This window comes from Paenibacillus sp. PvP094, from assembly GCF_040546835.1.
In the GTDB taxonomy this organism is placed as follows: domain Bacteria; phylum Bacillota; class Bacilli; order Paenibacillales; family Paenibacillaceae; genus Paenibacillus; species Paenibacillus illinoisensis.
Window position 1 is genome coordinate 6,618,601 of record NZ_JBEPOM010000001.1, and the last position, 18,938, is coordinate 6,637,538.

Below are 18,938 nucleotides of genomic sequence, written 5' to 3' on the forward strand. Positions count from 1 at the left end.
AGTTAGATTATCGTGCGATCAACCATAAGATAAACCATAATGAGCAAGAGGACAGCCAGTATTGTACTGAATGTACGAATCTTGCCCTGCTCCGGGCTCACATCACGGTTGCTTTTCACACCTTCTGCTGCGAGACGCAGCGGTTTACCCATAATACCGCCAATGGCAGCAATGGCGAGCAATAAAACAACAACGACACCCATCCACAGGTGGGAATACTCACCCTTGGTCATCAGATATCCGCCTGTGAGAAGCTGGATAACCAATCCATACTGGGCGATGCGGTTCAAGGAACGAACCGATGTGAATGCGCCTTCCTGTGCCGCAGCATTCAGCGTGCGGATCTTACCAACAACGAACGGCAAGATCAGATAGAACCCCATGGATAGCGCTCCAATGATATGGAGCAAATACATAATCATTGTCAAAATTTCCATCCTCCTCATTATTTTCAGTGTGCTATACATCACATCCCATTATACTGGGGAACTTATCCAAAGAAAAGAAAACCTCCGGGTTTCCGGAGGTTTTCTCACTTTTCATGTTCAAGAAGTTTTCAAACTTATATGGTCACGACTGAAATGACGTTTCGAACAGAATCCGCAGATTTGTCGAGTCCCGCCTTTTCTTCAGGTGTGAGCTCGAGTTCAAATACTTTCTCAATCCCGTTACCACCCAGAATGGTTGGCACACCGAGGAATAAGTCGTTATAACCATACTCGCCTTCCAAGTAAGCAATCACTGGGATGATCCGTTTTTTGTCCTTCAAAATGGCTTCGGTCATCTGAACCAGTGAAGCGGCTGGGGCATAATAGGCACTTCCGTTACCCAGCAGATTGACAATTTCGCCGCCGCCAACACGTGTGCGCTGTACGATGGATTCAATGCGATCTGCCGGAATCAATGTGTCAATTGGAATACCACCAACGCTTGAATAACGAACAAGTGGTACCATGTCGTCTCCGTGGCCACCAAGAACGAAACCACGAACATCCTCAACGGATACATTTAGCTCTTGCGCAATGAATGTGCAATAACGCGCTGTATCCAGGACACCGGATTGGCCGATAACTCGGTTTTTAGGAAATCCTAGTGTTTTATATGCAGCATAAGTCATCGCATCTACCGGGTTACTCAGAATAATGACGATGGAATCAGGGCAATATTTTTTCACATTTTCACACACGGACTTCACGATTCCAGCGTTGGTATTGACCAGATCATCACGGCTCATTCCCGGCTTGCGGGCAATACCTGCAGTGATAATCACAATGTCTGAACCTGCCGCATCTTCGTAGTTTGAAGTTCCGACGATATTACTGTCAAAGCCTTGAACAGGGCTCGCTTCCAGCATATCAAGTGCTTTACCTTTAGTCGGGTTTTCCAATTGAGGAATATCAACCAGCACAACGTCTCCAAGCTCCTTTTGGGCAAGCATTAGAGCGGTTGTTGCTCCGGTAAATCCGGCACCGACTACTGTGATTTTTTTGCGCTGAATAGTCATGCCTCTCAACTCCCCTTACAGGTTTTTAATGATTTGATCAGCGAATTCAGAGCATTTAACTTCAGTAGCACCATCCATCAGACGTGCGAAGTCATACGTTACGGTTTTGTTGTTGATGGAAGTTTCCATACCTTTGTAGATCAGGTTTGCTGCTTCTTGCCATCCCAGGTGCTCAAGCAACATAACGCCAGACAGGATAACGGAACCAGGGTTCACAACGTCTTTGTCCGCATACTTAGGTGCAGTACCGTGTGTAGCTTCGAAGATCGCATGGCCTGTTACATAGTTGATGTTCGCTCCTGGAGCGATACCGATACCACCAACTTGTGCAGCAAGGGCGTCGGACAGGTAGTCACCGTTCAGGTTCAATGTAGCAATAACATCGAATTCGCCTGGACGAGTCAATACTTGTTGCAGAGCAATGTCGGCAATCGCATCTTTAACGATGATTTTACCTGCATCTTCAGCTGCTTTTTGAGCTGCATTCGCTGCATCTGTACCTTCTTTTTCCTTGATGATGTCGTATTGTGCCCAAGTGAACACTTTATCGCCGAACTCTTCCTCAGCGACTTCATAACCCCAGTTTTTGAAGGCACCTTCAGTAAATTTCATGATGTTGCCTTTGTGTACCAATGTCACGCTCTTACGGTTGTGATCGATGGCGTATTGAACTGCTGCACGTACCAGACGTTTGGAACCTTCGGAAGATACTGGCTTGATACCGATACCTGAAGTTTCAGGGAAACGGATTTTGTTAACGCCCATTTCCTGTTGCAGGAACTGAATCACTTTTTTCACTTCATCGGAACCTTCAGCATACTCGATACCTGCGTAGATATCTTCTGTATTCTCACGGAAAATGACCATGTCTACCAGTTCAGGACGTTTAACCGGGGAAGGCACTCCGTCGAAATAGCGTACAGGACGCAGGCAAGTGTACAGGTCAAGCTCTTGACGCAATGCTACGTTCAGGGAACGAATTCCGCCACCGATTGGTGTCGTCAGAGGTCCTTTGATGGCTACGATATACTCACGAATTGCTTCAAGCGTATCATTCGGCAACCACTCACCGTATGTATTGAATGCTTTCTCACCAGCAAACACTTCATACCATGCGATTTTTTTGCTGCCATCATATGCTTTTTCAACAGCTGCATCCAATACACGCTTGGAAGCTTTCCAGATGTCGCGGCCTGTACCGTCACCTTCGATAAAAGGAATGATCGGGTTATTAGGCACTTGCAGTGTTCCGTTATCAATCTGAATTTTTTCCCCTTCAGTTGGATGAGCGAATTTTTCTAATTTCATAATCATAATTCCTCCTAGAGTGTTGGTATAATTCCGGTATCATGATACCGCTTGTCTTATCGAAGGAAGGGTCTTGATGTCTGACCAGGCTTGCTGCCAGTTTTCGGGACCCTTCACCCCATCCAGTTTATTATACTGGTTTTCCGTCTATTAGCGAAGCTCAACTGAAATGTAACGTTGATCCGTTGGACCTGTATATTCTGCACGCGGACGAATAATGCGGTTATCCGCAAGCTGCTCCAGAATATGAGCTGTCCATCCGGATACCCGGCTGATGGCAAAGATCGGCGTGAACAGTTCCTGTTCGATACCCAGTTGGGTATACACGGAAGCGGAATAGAAATCCACGTTCGGCTTCAACCCTTTTTGTCCGGTAACCAGTTCTTCAATCTTCACAGACATGTCATAAAGGCGGGTGTCATTGTTCATGCTGCCCAGCTCTTTGGACATCTTCTGCAGGTGTTTGGCACGTGGATCACCATTTTTGTATACACGGTGTCCGAAGCCCATGATTTTCTCACGATTGTTCAGCTTCTCCTGAATCGCTGCTTCCAGACGATCCGGCGTGCCGATCTCATTCAACATTTTCATGACGGCTTCGTTCGCACCACCATGCAGGGGTCCCTTCAGTGCGCCAATAGCGGAAGTTACGCCTGAATAAATGTCGGAGAGCGTAGCTACGGTTACCCGTGCTGCAAACGTCGAAGCATTCAGTTCATGATCGGCGTGCAGAACCAGAGCCTGATCCAGCGCTTTAACTGCCGTATCGGAAGGTTCTTCACCAGTCATCATGTACAGGAAATTCTCAGCGATGGAAGCGCCTTCTTTAGGAGCCACAGGCTCTTTTCCCTGACGGATGCGGGCGATGGCTGCCACAATGGTTGGCAATTGAGCCTGCAACTTGACCGCTTTATTTTCATTAGCTTCAGCTGTCATCTCGTCAGCCTGCTCATCATACAGTCCCAGAGCGGATACTGCAGAACGCAGTGCTGCCATGGTACTCATGTTTTTCGGATACAATCGGATTTGTGCAATCAACTCGCTCGGAATCGGCGCGTAATCGCTCAGGCTTTTACGAAGGGATTTCAATTCATCCGTATTGGGCAATTTGCCGAACCACAGCAAATAAGCAACTTCTTCAAAGCTTGCGTGTTCAGCCAAATCGTCAATATTGTAGCCACGGTATGTAAGTACACCGTCTACAATGGAACTGATCGAAGAGGTTGTTGCAACGATGCCTTCCAGACCTTTGGTAGCTGTCATATTACATCTCTCCTTTAATAAACGAAATCAAGAAACCACAAAGCATGATGAAGCTCTTAGAAAAGCATAATAATTGGTGTTGAAAACATTTACAATTCATTAAATAGTAAAACCGTCAAAATTCGGGTTTCTTATCTGTCAATCGGTATTTCCTTATAACATCATACTGGATTTTGTCGGTTATGTGAACATCACCAAAGGCCATTCGCACATCAAACTTCTTTATCACGCCTATAAATCATTTTTGAAAGCCTTTACAAAAACAAGGTTGACATTTTATCCTATTTATATAATTCTGTGCGCCTGCTCCATGAATATTGCTATATATCCGTGTGTTCTGGCATACTCTAGGCAAAAGAAAATAAATGCTCCTTGGCAGGCCAAACAAACGTTTCAAAACGCTGCAATTGCTCTATATTAACTAGATAGCTTCTATGCTGATCGAAATTGTTAGAAGGAGACGTGACGTTTGGACAGAATTATTATGAAACGCCTGCTGCGCGGCTTGTGGGTCATTATTGCGACCGTTCTGATCGCCTTTGCCATATACTTGCTGTTCCCGCTTCTATACCCCTTTGTCATCGCATGGATTATTGCTTATGCGATGAATCCGCTGGTGAAGCTGCTTCAGGACAAAGCCCGCTTTCCACGCTGGTTAGCCGTAACTCTTTCATTGATCGTCTATTTCGGGGCAATCGTTGTGATACTTTCCGCAGCAGTAACCCGGATGGTAAAAGAAGTGATATCACTCACCACGAGTTTTGACCTGCATGTGGACGAGATCAAGGAAACCTTTGTCCGCTGGACCCAAAACGATACGATTCAGAACCTGATCGGACAGATTAACGAATTTTATAAGGAGAATCCTAACTACCAGGAAACCATTAACAGCAATATCAGCAAAACAACCGAAACGGTAGGTACCGCTGTCAGCGATCTGGTTACTGGATTTTTCAATATGATTTTGGGTCTGCTGACCTCGCTTCCCAACATGGGAGCAGTTTTAATTGTCGTTCTGCTCTCGACGTTCTTTATTAGCAAAAGCTGGACCCGCCACGGCATTACAGTCTCGGGATGGGTGCCTTCTTCAATCCGCAAACCGATTACGGACATATGGAACGACTTAAAGAAAGCATTGTTCGGCTATGCCCGTGCTCAGCTGATCATGATTTCCATAACTGCGGTATTTGTCATGATTGGATTGCTCATCTTACAGGTGAAGTCTGCTTTCACCATAGCTCTGCTAATCGGGCTGGTTGATCTTTTGCCTTATCTTGGCGTTGGACTGGTCATGGTTCCATGGGCAGCATACCTGTTTATGAACGGAGACCTCTATCTTGGGATTGGTATTTCGGTCGTTTATCTCATCGTACTGATTGCGAGACAGATCATTGAGCCAAAGGTGCTGGCAAGCAGTGTAGGTCTGGATCCACTTGCGACACTGGTAGGCATGTTTGTTGGATTGAAGCTCTTTGGCGTACTCGGCCTGATCATCGGTCCTGTCAGCTTGGTCATCCTTGATGCCTTCAATCGTGCGAATGTGCTGCGTGATCTGAGAACGTACATCATCAATGGCCGGGTCCGATAGCTTTTGTACATTTTTTAATACATCAAAAAGGCTCCTTCTGCAGGAAAGATCTGCGCGAAGGAGCCTTTAATAATGAATCAACACCATATTACGGACGGCGGTAGAATGTGATGCTGCCGTTTTTCATTTTTTTCTCAAGCCAACCTAGGAAAAATAAGCGGTACACTGCACGTGTTAACGGAAATACCAGGGTAAATCCGATGATATCCGTAACAAACCCCGGAATCAACAGCAAGAAACCACCCACAAAAATAAAAAGTCCGTCTACCATTTTCCGTCCAGGCACTTTACCGCGTTCCATCTCGGTTTTGGCATCGACGAGTACTTTTCGCCCTTCAAATTGCAGCATCGCTATACCAATCAAGGACGTGAGAATCATGAGAAGCAAGGTCTTCCCGGCTCCGATCCAGTCACTCATCAGAATGAATCCAAACAATTCAATAACCGGAACGAATAATAATATAGCCCACATCCATTTTCGCATTACCAATTACTCCTTTCCTGAGAGCCACACTTTCTCCAGTGCGCTATAGAGCTCAGGGGCGGCTTTATCCAGTCTTACCGGCTTCCAATCTCCATTCACCCACACATGCTGGGTAGAGCCTGTAACCAGTCGTTCTCCCGGAAGCGATTCATCAGAAGCCCATAGCTGCTCTCCAATGCCGAATTGTACAGCAAGGTCTTCGGTCATGCGTCTTACGTCGTACTCATAATTTAATCGAAGACCACTAAATGCAACAATTCGGGTGAATATCATAATCTCATCATCATACTTTGCAGGCTTATGATACTTCACATCCAGTCCAGTTACGGGAAGCAGTAGCCCCTGTTCCTCCATTTTACGATATGTATACCCCATTTGGCGAATCATCTCGGTTCGACCGATTTCAAACCAATTCAAATAGTTGGCGTGATAGACCACACCCATCTGATCACTCTCTTGATAGCGTACACGCAGACGTGCCGCATACCAGTTTCCATGGTGCTGTTCTTTCATGTTAACGGCCTCCTTCGGTCTACCATTCATACGTATTCATCCAGTAAAAGTGTCATAAAGATGGAAAAAAGCAACGGGACAAATGCCCCATTGCTTCATTCCTGTTTTGATCCATCTAAAACTTAATTGTTCAATTAAGCGTTGTTTGGAATTTGGCTTACTTTGATCAGGTTGGTTGAACCGGAGCGACCCAGAGGTACACCCGCAGTGATGACAACCAGATCACCTTCTTTGACGATTCCGGATTTCAAACCGCCTTCGATTGCATTCTCAAACAAGGAATCCGTTGAGTCACAACGTCTGCCTTTCACCGGTGTAACACCCCAAGCCAGTGCAAGACGACGGGAAGTTCTATCTTCCGTAGTCACAGCAATGATTGGAGCTTCCGGACGGTATTTGGAAACCATACGAGCCGTATGGCCAGATTCAGTCGAAGTGATGATCGCTTTTGCGTTCAGATCTTGAGCGGACAGCGCAACGGATTGGCTGATTGCCTCTGTAACAGTTGTCTGTTGTGCAACACGTTGTTTCAGATACAGCTCTTGATAAGGCAGAGCGGACTCTGCTTTTTCAGCGATACGGGACATTGTCAGAACGGATTCAACCGGGTATTTACCCGCAGCTGTCTCACCGGACAACATGATTGCATCTGTTCCATCGAAGATTGCATTCGCAACGTCACTTGCTTCCGCACGAGTTGGACGCGGGTTGCGTTGCATGGAATCCAGCATTTGTGTAGCTGTAATAACCGGTTTGCCTGCAACATTACATTTTTCGATCATGCGTTTTTGTACCAATGGTACTTCTTCCGCAGGAATTTCCACACCAAGGTCACCACGAGCTACCATCAAGCCATCAGACACTTCAAGGATCTCATCCAGGTTGTCTACGCCTTGTTGGTTCTCAATTTTGGAGATGATTTGGATATGTCCAGCATTGTGTTTCTCAAGCAGTTCACGAATCTCAAGCACGTCACTTGCTTTACGAACAAAAGAAGCCGCGATGAAATCGATACCTTGCTCGATACCAAATACGATATCGTTCGCATCTTTTTCAGTGATACCCGGCAGAGAAATGGCAACGCCTGGAACGTTAACACCTTTTTTGCTTTTGATCGTTCCGCCGTTCACGATACGGCATTTGATCTCGGTGCCTTGCACTTCCACCACAGTCAGTCCGATCAGACCGTCGTCGATCAGAATTGTAGATCCCGGCTCAACATCATTTGGAAGATCTGCATACGTAATGGAAAGACGTTCTTTGGTTCCCAGAATTTCTTCTGTTGTCAAAGTGATGTACTCGTCCTGAACCAGTTCAATCGGTTCAACTTCGAGTTTACCTGTCCGAATTTCCGGTCCTTTGGTGTCCAGCAGGATTGCTACGGTTTTGTTCAACTCTTCGCATGCTTGGCGAATCGCTTTGATCCGTCCGCCGTGCTCATCGAAATCACCGTGGGAGAAGTTCAGACGGGCCACGTTCATACCGGCCATAATCAGTTTTTTGGTGTTCTCCAGTGATTCACTGGATGGACCGATTGTACATACAATTTTCGTTTTGCGCATTTTGGGTTTCCTCCGATTTTAAAAGGTCTCTCTGTATATGTCTTTTTTCTTTTTCCAACTATTAAATTTACTATACTTTCGTTCTTTTGTATAGGAAATTCGTCACATCATTCTGCATTTCCCGACAAATTATTCACTGCATCCACTCGAACGGGCTCCTCCGGAGCTTCAACTGGGGCCGGTGGCGTTGGAGATTCAAACGTAACAGATCCGATTTTGCGGAATTTCTCGTACCGATCCTGCTTCAGCTGATCCCCGCTCCAGCCTTTCATCTCTTCCAGATGACGAACCAGAGCTTCGCTGATCGCTGCTGCAGCACCTTCATAATCCCGATGCGCACCACCACGTGGTTCAGGAACAATTTCTTCGATAACTTCCATCTCCAGCAGATCCTTGGCTGTTATCTTCATCGCTTCCGCTGCCTGATCTGCCTTGGACGCATCTTTCCACAGGATGGACGCTGCACCATTCGGAGAGATCGCTGAATAAATGGCATGCTCCAGCATGAGTACACGATTGCCTACAGCCAAGGCGAGTGCGCCGCCGCTTCCACCCTCGCCGATAACCACAACAATTACAGGCACCGTGAGCTTCGCCATTTCAATCAGGTTACGGGCGATGGCTTCCGATTGACCTCTCTCTTCTGCAGTATTACCCGGATAGGCTCCTTTAGTATCAACAAATGTAATAATTGGACGACCAAATTTGTTCGCCTGCTTCATCAGCCGCAGTCCTTTGCGGAAACCTTCCGGATGCGCGCTCCCGAAAAAGCGGGCGATATTATCCTTCGTATCTTTCCCCCGCTGTTGTCCGATGACGGTTACCGTTCTTCCATTCAGTTTCGCAAGGCCGCCAACGACGGCCAAATCGTCGCCAAACATCCGATCACCATGAAGTTCGATAAAATCGGTAAAAATCAGCTGGATCAGGTCAAGTGCAGTTGGACGCTGTTGATGACGCGCCAGATGCATTTTCTGAGCTGCCGTTATGCCGGAATAAATCTCTTCTTCAAGTCTATGATAACGTTCCTCCAGGCGGGCAATTTCATCAGTGAAATCAATACCCTTCTCCTGTCCAAACTGTACAAGCTCCTCAATCTTTTTGCGCATCTCAACCAGAGGCGCTTCATATGGCAACTCACCCGCCATTTAGACCCCTCCTTTTTCGCTGTGCATATCCAGAAGCTTGGCAAGGGTCGTACGAAGTTCCTTCCGGTGAATCACCAAGTCCAACTGACCATGCTGCATATTAAATTCTGCCGTCTGGAAATCATCAGGCAGCTTCTGACGAATGGTTTGCTCAATAACAATTCGGCCGGCAAAGCCAAATACAGCACCTGGTTCAGCGATGTTAATATCGCCCAGACTGGCGAAACTCGCTGATACCCCACCGGTGGTCGGGTCCGTGATGACCGAAATATAAAGGCCTCCCTGTTCATCCAAACGAGCCAGTGCCGCACTTGTTTTGGCCATCTGCATCAAGCTGAGGATACTCTCCTGCATCCGCGCTCCACCAGAGGTCGAGAAAATAATCAGGGGCAAGTTTTTCTCCGTTGCGTGCTCTACAGCACGAGTAATTTTCTCCCCTACAACAGAACCCATGCTGCCTGTGAAGAAATCAAAGCTCATGACCGCAACAACCACAGGTAAACCTTCAATTGTTCCTTCTCCTGTAATTACAGCTTCCTTCAAGCCTGACTTCAGACGCTGCTGCTCCAGCTTGCTGCTGTATCCCGGAAAACCAAGCGGATCAACCGAAACCATGTCGGCATCCAGCTCAACAAAGCCTTGCTCGTCCAAAACCATGGCAATACGCTCCATGGCATTCAAGCGCATGTGATAGCCGCAAGCAGGACATACTTTCAGATTTTTTTCCAATTCCTTGCTATATTGAATCGTGCCGCATTTGCTGCACTTGTTCATAAGTCCTTCAGGGATTTCACGCTTTGGACGTTCTACGACTTCCTGGCCTTCGCCACGAACCGCACGCTCGGAAGGTATGGTAGCGTACTTCCGTTTTTTCTGGAATATATCTTTGAACACAACTACACCTCTCCAGCCGTTGATTTGATAGCCGCACCCTGCAGTACATCGCGAAAAGCGACTTCTACAGAGGTACTGCGGTGAACCGTTTACGACCCACACGCTGCAATGGGCCTTGTCCAGGCATTCACAACAAAAAAATCCGCCGGCATAAGGCAAGAATCAGTGGCTTCTATCAGCACGATTGATGTTACCTGTATTACCGAAAGATTGTTGCGCGAAATACTTGAACTTGTCTCGGTAGGGTCTCCGGGAGCAGCCTGGTCAGTCCATAGCCTAACAAAAAAAGAAGGAAGGACAGCAGCATACAATACATGCAAGTCGATTCCTCTCTCCGCTTGCGCGGTCAGCCCCTTATGTACCGATGGTACTTTCTTCTTCGCCAAGGCACCTCTGATGTTGAATCAAATCAGGAATGCAGAATCGAATTCAGCACTTCCTGGACTTCTTCCAATTCCCCAGAAGGGACGCGAATCTCAAATTGCTGCTTGGATAAACTGATGGGACGGGTCTGTACCAGAAAACCTTCTTCCGAAAGCTTGGTCTTAATCTTGTCCGCAACCTTTGCTGTCGGTGCAATGTAAATCACCGTCCACATGCCATGTCCGCCCCCTAAGCTAATGTTCAGAGCCCGTATATTGGACTAATGATACCATACCTCCGTTTTTTTCTGCAAGGAAGGGTTCAGGACCTTAGGGGAGAAAACGGGATCTTGGGGGACATTTGTCCCACTAGGATAACCGATACGCTTAACACTTCGTCTGATATTTTGGCAAGGGAGATAAGACGTTCAGGTTCTCCAGGGCAGCACCTGCCGCCCTGAATGTCCTGCAGCTAGGGAGGAAATTATTAATCGGTAGGGTATTTTTTAGCATTGAGATTTTTGTGGGCAATACGTGCGGAAGCCGCAGCAGCCAGACCGGCGACCAGATCATCCAGGAAGACATGAATGCCTGATCCATCTTCATTCAGATCGTGAATGACGCCTATTTTTTCTTTATCCAGGTAACCAAAACTGGTTAAACCAATCATGCCATACACATGGGTAATGCCAAGGGCCAGAGTCTCGTCCACTCCATACAGGGATTCATCCGCTTCCATAATGGCCTGCAGCGGCTGGGGCAAAAGACGTTTTTCAGCCAGTTCATCCAGAGCAATGCCAGTATACAGCGTATACTGAACCTCTCTTTTTTGTAGTACAGACTTCACACTTGTTACACAATCATCCATTGTCAGTTCCGGGTGGTACCCTTTTTGCAGACGATATACAATTTCAGCGATTGCATCAATCTGTACACCCCGCCGGGCCAGCATAGCTTCTACGATTTCATATGACATATCTCGACCTCCCGCATCGCTCCCCCGAGGACCGCGAGGTCCTTCGGTGTTCTCAAGTGTATGCGGCTACCCAGCAAAACGTTCATAAAAAAACACAAATGGACTTCTGTCCGGGGTTAAACGGGGCTCCGCAGACAGCAGTCTCACTTGGTTTGGCCAAACAAAAGAACCCGTCCGGCATAACCGGACAGGTTCCTCCTTTGGCGATGGGCGCTGCCAAGGCCATTACTTGATTTTAACTGTACCCTCGCCCAGCATCTGTTCCATCTCGGAGAACAGTGTAGGAGACGGTTTAATCCGGTAAGCATCGCTTAACGCGAGCAGCTTCTGCTGCTGCTCATAGAAAAGTACCGTTGCAACCGGACCCGGATGCTGTTGGAGCAGCTGCTTCAAACGTGTCAGCAGTTCCGGTTTCTCGGACTGTGGAGTGATCTTCACGAACACCCGCTGCTGTGCGGGCTGAGACCGGCGAATCTGCTCAGATCCACTGGCAGAAACGGTGCTGCCTGGCGGCGATGCAGGCGTCGCCTCAGCCTTGCCTGCGCCTTCCTCTCGGTGCGCTGCTGCCAGCCCTCCACCTGCTCTGCTGCGTACAGCTCCAGCTGCTGCTCCAGCCCCCGCACCGGCTGGCTGCCGTGCCGGTGCCGCCGGCCGGGAAGGGCTGCCGCTGCCGGGCTTCCCGCGCCGTTCGCGGCTGCGCAGCTGCTGTTCCAGTGCCGCCTGTGTGAGCGGCGCCACCTCCTCAGCCAGCAGCTTAAACCCTTCGTCCTGCTGCTGCACTTTGGCACGCACGACGAGCAGTTCACCTTTCCCGACATGCTGCTGGCTCCGCCGCCATACTTCGGGAAAGAGAACCACTTCGCATCGTTCAATCTGGTCTTCCAGCTCCATGAACGCCATGGCCTTGCCCTGTTTCGTCGTGATCGACTTCACGGACACCACCATCCCGGCAGCGACGGTCATCGTATCGTCGGCTGCTTCGGTCAGCTCCATAATCCGGTCCGCCCCGCTCGATTCGAGCACATCTTCATAATCGTCAAGCGGATGACCGGAGAGATAGAGACCCAACAATTCCCGCTCAAGCTCCAGCTGCTGAGTGGCCGAATACGCAGGGATCTGTGGATATTCAATCTCCCAGTTGGGTGTCTCCACAAAATCAAACAGCTGAATCTGCAGATCCTCGCGCTCCTTGCGCCACTTCAAAGCCGCTTCCACCGTCTCGTCCAGCATCGCGAGCAGCTGAGCCCGGTGTCCCGGTAAAGTGTCAAAAGCTCCCGCCTGAATCAATGATTCAATGACACGTTTGTTGCAGACACGCAGATCAACTCGGCGACAAAAATCGAGCAAACTGTCGAATGGGCGCTCCTTGCGGACGAGCATGATACTCTCCATAGCTTGGGTGCCGACATTCTTCACAGCAGCCAGTCCAAAACGGATAGAACCGGATGCAAATACCTCAGCTTGATTCTGGTCCACTCCGCCGGATAAACCTGTTTCATCCCGATCTACATGTTTTATCGCCGACGCTTCACTACCGTTTCCAGATAACCCTTGTTTCAGGTCTTCAGGAATCACGGTCGAAGCTTGCCAGCCATATGAATCATCCCCTTCTTCGGGCATTGGGCCTGGGTCATCCGGCAATGGTGCATCACCATATTCTTCCTGACCGGGATGATCATACATATGATTTTCGGTGTTGTTCCCATTGTCCATGTCGGACCTATCAGTCAGATTGTTCTCCCGTTTACCGGTTACTGTAAAGACTGGAGTAAACAGGATGCCGCTCTCGTTGACGTCAGGCGGCAGGACTTCAATTCCCATACGTCGACATTCCACGACGTATTCCGCAACCTTGCGGTGACTGCCCATAACAGCGGTCAGCATGGAAGCCATAAAATGAACCGGGTAATGAGCCTTCAGATATGCGGTCTGGAACGCCAGTACACCATATGCCGCGGCGTGGGCACGCGGGAAACCGTAGTTGGCAAACTTCACGATCATGTCATAGACCAGGTCCGCTTCTTCCTCGCTATAGCCTTGTTTGAGACTGCCCTGAACGAAATGTCCACGTTCCAGATCGAGCACTTCCCGTTTTTTCTTGGACACGGCTCGGCGCAGCAAGTCTGCTTCCCCCAGCGAGAACCCCGCCATGCGTGAAGCAATCTGCATGATCTGTTCCTGATAGACAATGATGCCATACGTATCCTTAAGAATGGATTCGAGATCGGCATGGGGATAATCGACCTCAATCTGTCCATGCTTGCCCTGAATATACTTGGAGATGAACTCCATTGGACCCGGACGATACAAAGCGAGAACGGAGATGATGTCTTCAAATACCGTCGGCTTCAGATCCTTCAGCACACGACGCATGCCCGCTGATTCCAGCTGGAATATGCCCATCGTGTCGCCACGGCCAAGCATCTCATACGTCTTTGCATCATCATCCGCGATATAGCGGAAATCCGGAACTTGGCCTTCTTCCCCGATCCAACGCAGGCAGCGTTCAATAATGGAAAGGGTCCGCAGTCCGAGAAAGTCCATCTTGAGCAGCCCGATTGACTCCAGATTTTCCATTGAGTATTGGGTTAGCGCAGTGCCCTCGCTTCCTTCCTGAAGCGGAACGGCATCGGTCAGGGGATCGCGTGATATAACGACCCCGGCAGCATGCGTGGAGGCATGGCGCGGCATGCCTTCTACCTTCATGGCCATGTCCAGCAGTTCACGGGTTTTCGGCTTCGTTTCATATAAAGCCTTCAGTTCAGGCGTTGCTTCCATGGCACGCCGGATGTTGATCCCGAGCTGGGCAGGAATGAGCTTCGCTGCCTTATCCACCTCGCCATAAGGTACATTTAACGCCCGTCCAACATCCCTTACTGCTGCACGTGCAGCCATTGTACCAAAGGTAATAATCTGTGCCACATGTGCTTTTCCGTATTTGTCTGCGACATAATCAATAACTTCATCCCGCCGCTCATCGCTGAAATCGATATCGATATCGGGCATGGAAATGCGTTCAGGATTCAGGAAACGTTCAAAGAGCAGGTTATATTTCATCGGATCAACATCAGTAATATGCAGTGTATAGGCAACAAGGCTTCCCGCCGAGGAACCCCGCCCTGGGCCAGTAACGATTCCTTGTCTATGGGCATAAGCGATAAAATCCCATACGATCAGGAAGTAATCCGAGAATCCCATACTGTCGATGACCTGAAGTTCGTAGTTCAATCGCTGCTCCAGCTCGGAACGAAGGGACGAATCCGTCCAGCGTTCTGAGCCGGCATATCGTTCCTCCATGCCTTTTTCACAGAGCTCTCTCAGGTATTGAGAAGGACTCTGTTCCTCAGGCAGCGGTCTGTATTCAGGCAAGATGGACTTGCCAAATTCCAGCTGCAGTTCACAGGATTCGGCAATACGAACCGTATTCTTCAGCGCTTCTTCCACATGAGGGAACAAGCGGGCCATCTCCTGCTCACTTTTCAAATACAGCTGATTGGTACCAATCCGAAGACGACTCTCATCATCAACGGTTTTCCCGGTTCCGATACAAATGAGCACATCCTGAAGTTCAGCGTCCGCTTCGGACAGGTAATGCACATCATTGGTCGCTACAAGCGGAATATCCAGTTCCTCGGCTAGACGAATCAATTGTGGATTGACTCTTTTCTGCTCAGCGAGGCCGTGATCCTGAAGCTCCAGATAGAAATCAGGACCAAAAATATGTTTATAACGAAGCGCAGCCCGCCGGGCCTCTTCTTCCCGTCCATGCAGCAAATGCTGAGGCACTTCTCCTCCCAGACAAGCACTCAGGCAGATAATGCCCTCGTGATGAGCAGCCAAACTCTCCATATCAATACGTGGCTTGTAATGGAAACCTTCCAAATGCCCAATAGAGCATAATTTCATCAGGTTGCGGTAACCTGTCATGTTCTTCGCCAGCAAGATCAAGTGGTGAATGGGCTGATCCTTGCGGCTGCCCCGCTCCTTGCGGGACCCAGCGGTCATGTATGCCTCACAACCGATAATCGGCTTGATGCCTCGTTCGATACAGGCTTTATAAAAGGGAACAGCGCCGTACATGACGCCGTGATCGGTCAATGCGAGTGTGGTCATCCCAAGATCTGCGGCCTGGTTCACGAGATCCGGAATACGCGCAGCGCCGTCCAGCAAACTATATTCACTATGAACGTGCAAATGCACAAAAGAACTCATGTTCGTTACTTCCTTTCGCCGCGGATAGCTGCAGCATCTGTCTTGCAGAGCCCAGCTGCTGCCTATCTTTCTTCTATATGAATACAATAACTAAATACAATTTCAGCACGTACAACCGTACTTTATTATTCTATTTTATCATATCGTCCGGGGGCACGCCCATACAATAAGAGTACAAGCCGCTCCCCCTGTTTCGGGCCACTGACAGGAGGTGCGCTGCTGGGTCTGAAAGGGGTGTTAGCGGGTGAGCACATTTTTATCCAAAGCCATTCTTGATTTCTTTATTGCGTTTGGCATTGTGCTGGGCGGCGCGATGATCGGAGGAATTGGTGCTGTTATCTCTCTCCAGCCTCCGACTCAGACGATGCTTGATATTTCCGGAAAAATCAAGATATGGGCGCTTGCAGCCGCAGTTGGGGGCACCATCGATCCGATGCGTGTCATTGAGAGCAACGTTCTCGACGGCAATCTGTCGCCAGCGGTGAAGCAAATTTTGTATCTGATCTCGGCCTTTATGGGCGCTCATATGGGAACCGAACTCGTAAAATGGGTATGCGGCGGAGGGCGGGGTTAATATGGCACCGGGACTGAGCCCATGAGGGTTCCGCCTTTTTCACGCTACCGCCCGCTTATGCGCATGACAGCCGTGTTTGTCCTGGGAATGATCGTGGGAAGCGCTGTATACAACGGTGTATTTCACCTGAGTTATAACAAACTCTGGCTAACCAATCAGGAGTTGCAGCTCCAGCTGCATCAGAATGAGGAGGATATCAAAACGCTGAAAAAATACAGTAAACGGCAAACCGTCATTAAGGAAATTAAGGTGCGCGCTGAAGAGTCTGACAAAGGTCCGGACGAGGCTTCTCTGAAAATCATGCTGCAGAAGCTGGGGGACGAGCTTGAGGTTCTTCGTGGTCGTGATGTATTTAATATCGATGAGTACAGCAAAATGACCCGCATCATGTTGAACCAGAAAGTATACACGGTAAGAGAAAAAGAATACACCGTTCAGGTCAAAACCATGCTTGTTATGGAAGGCGTACTTCAGGTTTGGGTACAAATTCGGATGCATGTTCCGGCTTAACCACTGGGAAGCAGCTAGAAAAAACTGCCCTTGTCCCTGGCTCGCGTGGTACAATAAGGGCAGTAAATGCTTTCCAGAAAAGGAGCTGCTCATTCGTGTTGATTGATGTTCTCAAGTATGTCCTGATCGCCATATTCGCTCTAGCCATGGTCTGCTCGGCGCTGAACAGCATTCGTTCGTACCGGGCCGCGAATGCCGCTGACGCTGGCCTTTACCGTTCATGGACCAATATTTGGATGGGTGGCATGCTGATTGTATTGTCCATAATCCTCATGTTTGTCTTCACCGGATCGAGCCTCTCTATTGTTGTGGAAGCGCTCTTTCTGATTATTGGGGCCTACAATCTGTTCGCTGGCTTGCGCAACCGCAGCTACTTTGCCCGTCTACGGGAGCACAGCGGAAATCAGTCAGGCAGCGCGTCCAGGCAGTCTGTTTAATGCACGCAGTTATAATTTATCTGCAGCGAAAAGAGGATATTCCACTCATCAATACATGTCTGAATGCGGCGTGAACAGCAGTTCGACATGTACCGATGAGTGCGGATATCCTCTTTGTTATATATTTGGGAGCAGTGATTCACTGATCACCTGAACTAGGCGTGGTCAATGGATTGCAGCGTCATGACCGCTTTGCATACGACATTTCCTTCACGGGTAATGACAATGTCCATTTTGCATGTTCGGCGGCTCGTCTCCAGAATGACGGGTCGAACCAAAATCTGATCCTCAATCTGCACCGGATGGACAAAATACGTCGTCACATTATCCACAACATAATCGTTGCCCGTAACATCCCAGGCAGCCCGCCGTCCCGCCTGCGTCATGACGTTCAGCAGTACCCCTTCAGAGATCGTGCCCAGGTCTGTCGCCATCTGCGGAATAATGAATCCATGAAACATCAATTCATTCTGTTCTCCGCGTTCCTCCGCAAATCCGTTCCAGATCAGATGATCAAAGGTCTCGCCGAGCTGAGGCTGCTTCTGCGCGTCGCGCATTGCCTGCAGTACTTCCTTCCGCGTAATCGAGGCAATTAGCTTCCGATTGCGATCCACAATGGGCAGAAAGTCAATGCCTTCCCAAGTCATAATCTGCGCGGCAGAAGCCAGTGAGGTTTGCAGCGAGGCTGTAACCGGGCGGCGCACGACGCATTTCTCAATGCTCTGGTCTTCCAGAAGTTCGCTCACATCCTTCAGGCTGACAATGCCGATAACACGATTCCATTCGTCAACTACCGGGAAGCGATGATCTCCCGTTTCGGCAACCAGCTTGTGAAAATCAGCGGCAGAGCTGGTGACCTTGAGCACTTGAAGACGGGGCTTCTGACCGATAATATCCTCCACAAGCATGATTTTTTTCTTGATCAATCGGTCAAAGATTGCTCGGTTAATCATGGAAGCCACGGTGAATGTATCATGTCTGGAAGAAATAATCGGCAGTCCCAGCTCATCAGCCAGCAATCGGACTTCACGACTTGTGCCGAATCCGCCGGTAATGAGTACACCCGCTCCCTGCTCAAGCGCAAGTGAATGGGCATTATCCCGGTTACCTACAATAAGCAGACTTCCGGCATCTATATAGCGGGCCATGGCCTGCTCTTTCATCGCACCAATCACATACTTGTGGAGCGGTTTGGCCAAGCCATCACTGCCTCCGAGCACATGACCTTCCACAATGGTGACCACATCGGCAAAGGTCAGCTGTTCTGACATGCCACGCGGTCTCTTTTCGATCCGTACCGTTCCAATCCGTTCCTTGGTTACCACCAGCCCGAAGTTTTCTGCTTCCTTGACTGCCCGATATGCTGTCCCTTCACTTACGCCAAGCTCTCTTGCCAGGCCACGGACCGATATTTTACTGCCGACTTTTAATTGCTCGATATGCTGCAGCAGCTGTTCGTGCTTTGTTACATTCTCTTCCTGTCCGTCCATCTGTACCACCCCCGAAGATGCATCTGTACTATTCTGTATCTATTATAACACGCTCCGAGGAAAATAACCCCATCCCCCCGCTCTTCGTTTATCAACGCAAAAAGACCGATTCC

Annotated in this window: 17 protein-coding genes; 4 read left to right on the plus strand and 13 right to left on the minus strand. The window is 48.9% G+C overall.

All coding sequences use genetic code 11. The annotated features are described in order from the left end of the window. Nucleotides 1-2: 2 nt before the first annotated feature. The 4 genes from ABIC22_RS29840 to citZ form a co-directional block, all read right to left on the minus strand. Nucleotides 3-428, minus strand: a complete 426-nt coding sequence (locus ABIC22_RS29840; protein ID WP_095288121.1) for a hypothetical protein — start codon at nucleotides 426-428, stop codon at nucleotides 3-5. A 134-nt stretch (nucleotides 429-562) separates the two neighbouring features. After that, entirely contained in the window at nucleotides 563-1,504 is a 942-nt protein-coding gene (mdh, locus tag ABIC22_RS29845; protein ID WP_095288122.1) for a malate dehydrogenase, read from the minus strand. Nucleotides 1,505-1,519: 15 nt separating this feature from the next. Next, nucleotides 1,520-2,812, minus strand: a complete 1,293-nt coding sequence (icd, locus tag ABIC22_RS29850) for an NADP-dependent isocitrate dehydrogenase (RefSeq protein ID WP_095288123.1) — start codon at nucleotides 2,810-2,812, stop codon at nucleotides 1,520-1,522. 150 nt (nucleotides 2,813-2,962) lie between these two features. Beyond that, on the minus strand, nucleotides 2,963-4,075 hold the full coding sequence (gene citZ / locus ABIC22_RS29855; RefSeq protein WP_127536526.1) for a citrate synthase: 1,113 nt from the start codon (nucleotides 4,073-4,075) through the stop codon (nucleotides 2,963-2,965). Nucleotides 4,076-4,544: 469 nt separating this feature from the next. On the opposite strand from citZ, the gene ytvI reads away from it, so the two are divergent. Further along, nucleotides 4,545-5,663, plus strand: a complete 1,119-nt coding sequence (ytvI, locus tag ABIC22_RS29860) for a sporulation integral membrane protein YtvI (protein WP_127536527.1) — start codon at nucleotides 4,545-4,547, stop codon at nucleotides 5,661-5,663. Nucleotides 5,664-5,751: 88 nt separating this feature from the next. Here the strand turns inward: ytvI and ABIC22_RS29865 are convergent, their stop codons facing one another. The 8 genes from ABIC22_RS29865 to ABIC22_RS29900 all read right to left on the minus strand — a co-directional run bounded on the left by ABIC22_RS29865 (nucleotide 5,752) and on the right by ABIC22_RS29900 (nucleotide 15,814). Beyond that, on the minus strand, nucleotides 5,752-6,153 hold the full coding sequence (locus ABIC22_RS29865; RefSeq protein WP_127536528.1) for an FxsA family protein: 402 nt from the start codon (nucleotides 6,151-6,153) through the stop codon (nucleotides 5,752-5,754). Beyond that, the gene (locus tag ABIC22_RS29870) at nucleotides 6,154-6,660 is read right to left on the minus strand and encodes an acyl-CoA thioesterase (RefSeq protein ID WP_127536529.1); all 507 of its coding nucleotides are present in this window, start codon (nucleotides 6,658-6,660) and stop codon (nucleotides 6,154-6,156) included. 134 nt (nucleotides 6,661-6,794) lie between these two features. After that, on the minus strand, nucleotides 6,795-8,222 hold the full coding sequence (gene pyk / locus ABIC22_RS29875; protein ID WP_095288128.1) for a pyruvate kinase: 1,428 nt from the start codon (nucleotides 8,220-8,222) through the stop codon (nucleotides 6,795-6,797). A gap of 107 nt (nucleotides 8,223-8,329) precedes the next feature. Further along, a complete protein-coding gene (locus ABIC22_RS29880) occupies nucleotides 8,330-9,370 on the minus strand; it encodes an acetyl-CoA carboxylase carboxyltransferase subunit alpha (RefSeq protein WP_095288129.1) in 1,041 nt (346 codons plus the stop codon). After that, nucleotides 9,371-10,264: an acetyl-CoA carboxylase, carboxyltransferase subunit beta gene (gene accD, locus ABIC22_RS29885; RefSeq protein ID WP_354485734.1), complete on the minus strand. Its 894-nt coding sequence runs from the start codon at nucleotides 10,262-10,264 to the stop codon at nucleotides 9,371-9,373. A 409-nt stretch (nucleotides 10,265-10,673) separates the two neighbouring features. Further along, nucleotides 10,674-10,862 (minus strand): hypothetical protein, encoded by a 189-nt coding sequence (locus ABIC22_RS29890; RefSeq protein WP_017689496.1) that lies wholly within the window; start codon nucleotides 10,860-10,862, stop codon nucleotides 10,674-10,676. A 251-nt stretch (nucleotides 10,863-11,113) separates the two neighbouring features. Next, a complete protein-coding gene (locus tag ABIC22_RS29895) occupies nucleotides 11,114-11,602 on the minus strand; it encodes a phosphatidylglycerophosphatase A family protein (RefSeq protein ID WP_095288131.1) in 489 nt (162 codons plus the stop codon). Nucleotides 11,603-11,827: 225 nt separating this feature from the next. Beyond that, complete coding sequence (locus tag ABIC22_RS29900) at nucleotides 11,828-15,814, minus strand: DNA polymerase III subunit alpha (RefSeq protein ID WP_354485736.1); 3,987 nt, start codon at nucleotides 15,812-15,814, stop codon at nucleotides 11,828-11,830. Between the two features lie 244 nt (nucleotides 15,815-16,058). Between ABIC22_RS29900 and ABIC22_RS29905 the strand changes: the two genes are divergently transcribed. The 3 genes from ABIC22_RS29905 (at nucleotide 16,059) to ABIC22_RS29915 (ending at nucleotide 17,335) form a co-directional block, all read left to right on the plus strand. Further along, nucleotides 16,059-16,388 (plus strand): YtrH family sporulation protein, encoded by a 330-nt coding sequence (locus tag ABIC22_RS29905; RefSeq protein WP_095288133.1) that lies wholly within the window; start codon nucleotides 16,059-16,061, stop codon nucleotides 16,386-16,388. Between the two features lie 21 nt (nucleotides 16,389-16,409). Next, nucleotides 16,410-16,898, plus strand: coding sequence for a sporulation membrane protein YtrI (locus tag ABIC22_RS29910; RefSeq protein ID WP_354485738.1), 489 nt, complete (start codon nucleotides 16,410-16,412; stop codon nucleotides 16,896-16,898). Nucleotides 16,899-16,993: 95 nt separating this feature from the next. Next, complete coding sequence (locus tag ABIC22_RS29915; RefSeq protein ID WP_095359016.1) at nucleotides 16,994-17,335, plus strand: YtpI family protein; 342 nt, start codon at nucleotides 16,994-16,996, stop codon at nucleotides 17,333-17,335. A 155-nt stretch (nucleotides 17,336-17,490) separates the two neighbouring features. Here the strand turns inward: ABIC22_RS29915 and ABIC22_RS29920 are convergent, their stop codons facing one another. Continuing rightward, the gene (locus ABIC22_RS29920; RefSeq protein ID WP_127536532.1) at nucleotides 17,491-18,825 is read right to left on the minus strand and encodes a DRTGG domain-containing protein; all 1,335 of its coding nucleotides are present in this window, start codon (nucleotides 18,823-18,825) and stop codon (nucleotides 17,491-17,493) included. Nucleotides 18,826-18,938 lie beyond the last annotated feature (113 nt).

Bases quoted from the DNA above. Each gene is read 5' to 3' on its own strand.
- mdh (WP_095288122.1), bottom strand. From the start codon at position 1,504: ATGACTATTCAGCGCAAAAAAATCACAGTAGTCGGTGCCGGATTTACC.
- icd (WP_095288123.1), bottom strand. From the start codon at position 2,812: ATGAAATTAGAAAAATTCGCTCATCCAACTGAAGGGGAAAAAATTCAG.
- citZ (WP_127536526.1), bottom strand. From the start codon at position 4,075: ATGACAGCTACCAAAGGTCTGGAAGGCATCGTTGCAACAACCTCTTCG.
- ABIC22_RS29870 (WP_127536529.1), bottom strand. From the start codon at position 6,660: ATGAAAGAACAGCACCATGGAAACTGGTATGCGGCACGTCTGCGTGTA.
- pyk (WP_095288128.1), bottom strand. From the start codon at position 8,222: ATGCGCAAAACGAAAATTGTATGTACAATCGGTCCATCCAGTGAATCA.
- ABIC22_RS29880 (WP_095288129.1), bottom strand. From the start codon at position 9,370: ATGGCGGGTGAGTTGCCATATGAAGCGCCTCTGGTTGAGATGCGCAAA.
- ABIC22_RS29890 (WP_017689496.1), bottom strand. From the start codon at position 10,862: ATGTGGACGGTGATTTACATTGCACCGACAGCAAAGGTTGCGGACAAG.
- ABIC22_RS29895 (WP_095288131.1), bottom strand. From the start codon at position 11,602: ATGTCATATGAAATCGTAGAAGCTATGCTGGCCCGGCGGGGTGTACAG.
- ABIC22_RS29900 (WP_354485736.1), bottom strand. From the start codon at position 15,814: ATGAGTTCTTTTGTGCATTTGCACGTTCATAGTGAATATAGTTTGCTG.
- ABIC22_RS29910 (WP_354485738.1), top strand. From the start codon at position 16,410: ATGAGGGTTCCGCCTTTTTCACGCTACCGCCCGCTTATGCGCATGACA.
- ABIC22_RS29920 (WP_127536532.1), bottom strand. From the start codon at position 18,825: ATGGACGGACAGGAAGAGAATGTAACAAAGCACGAACAGCTGCTGCAG.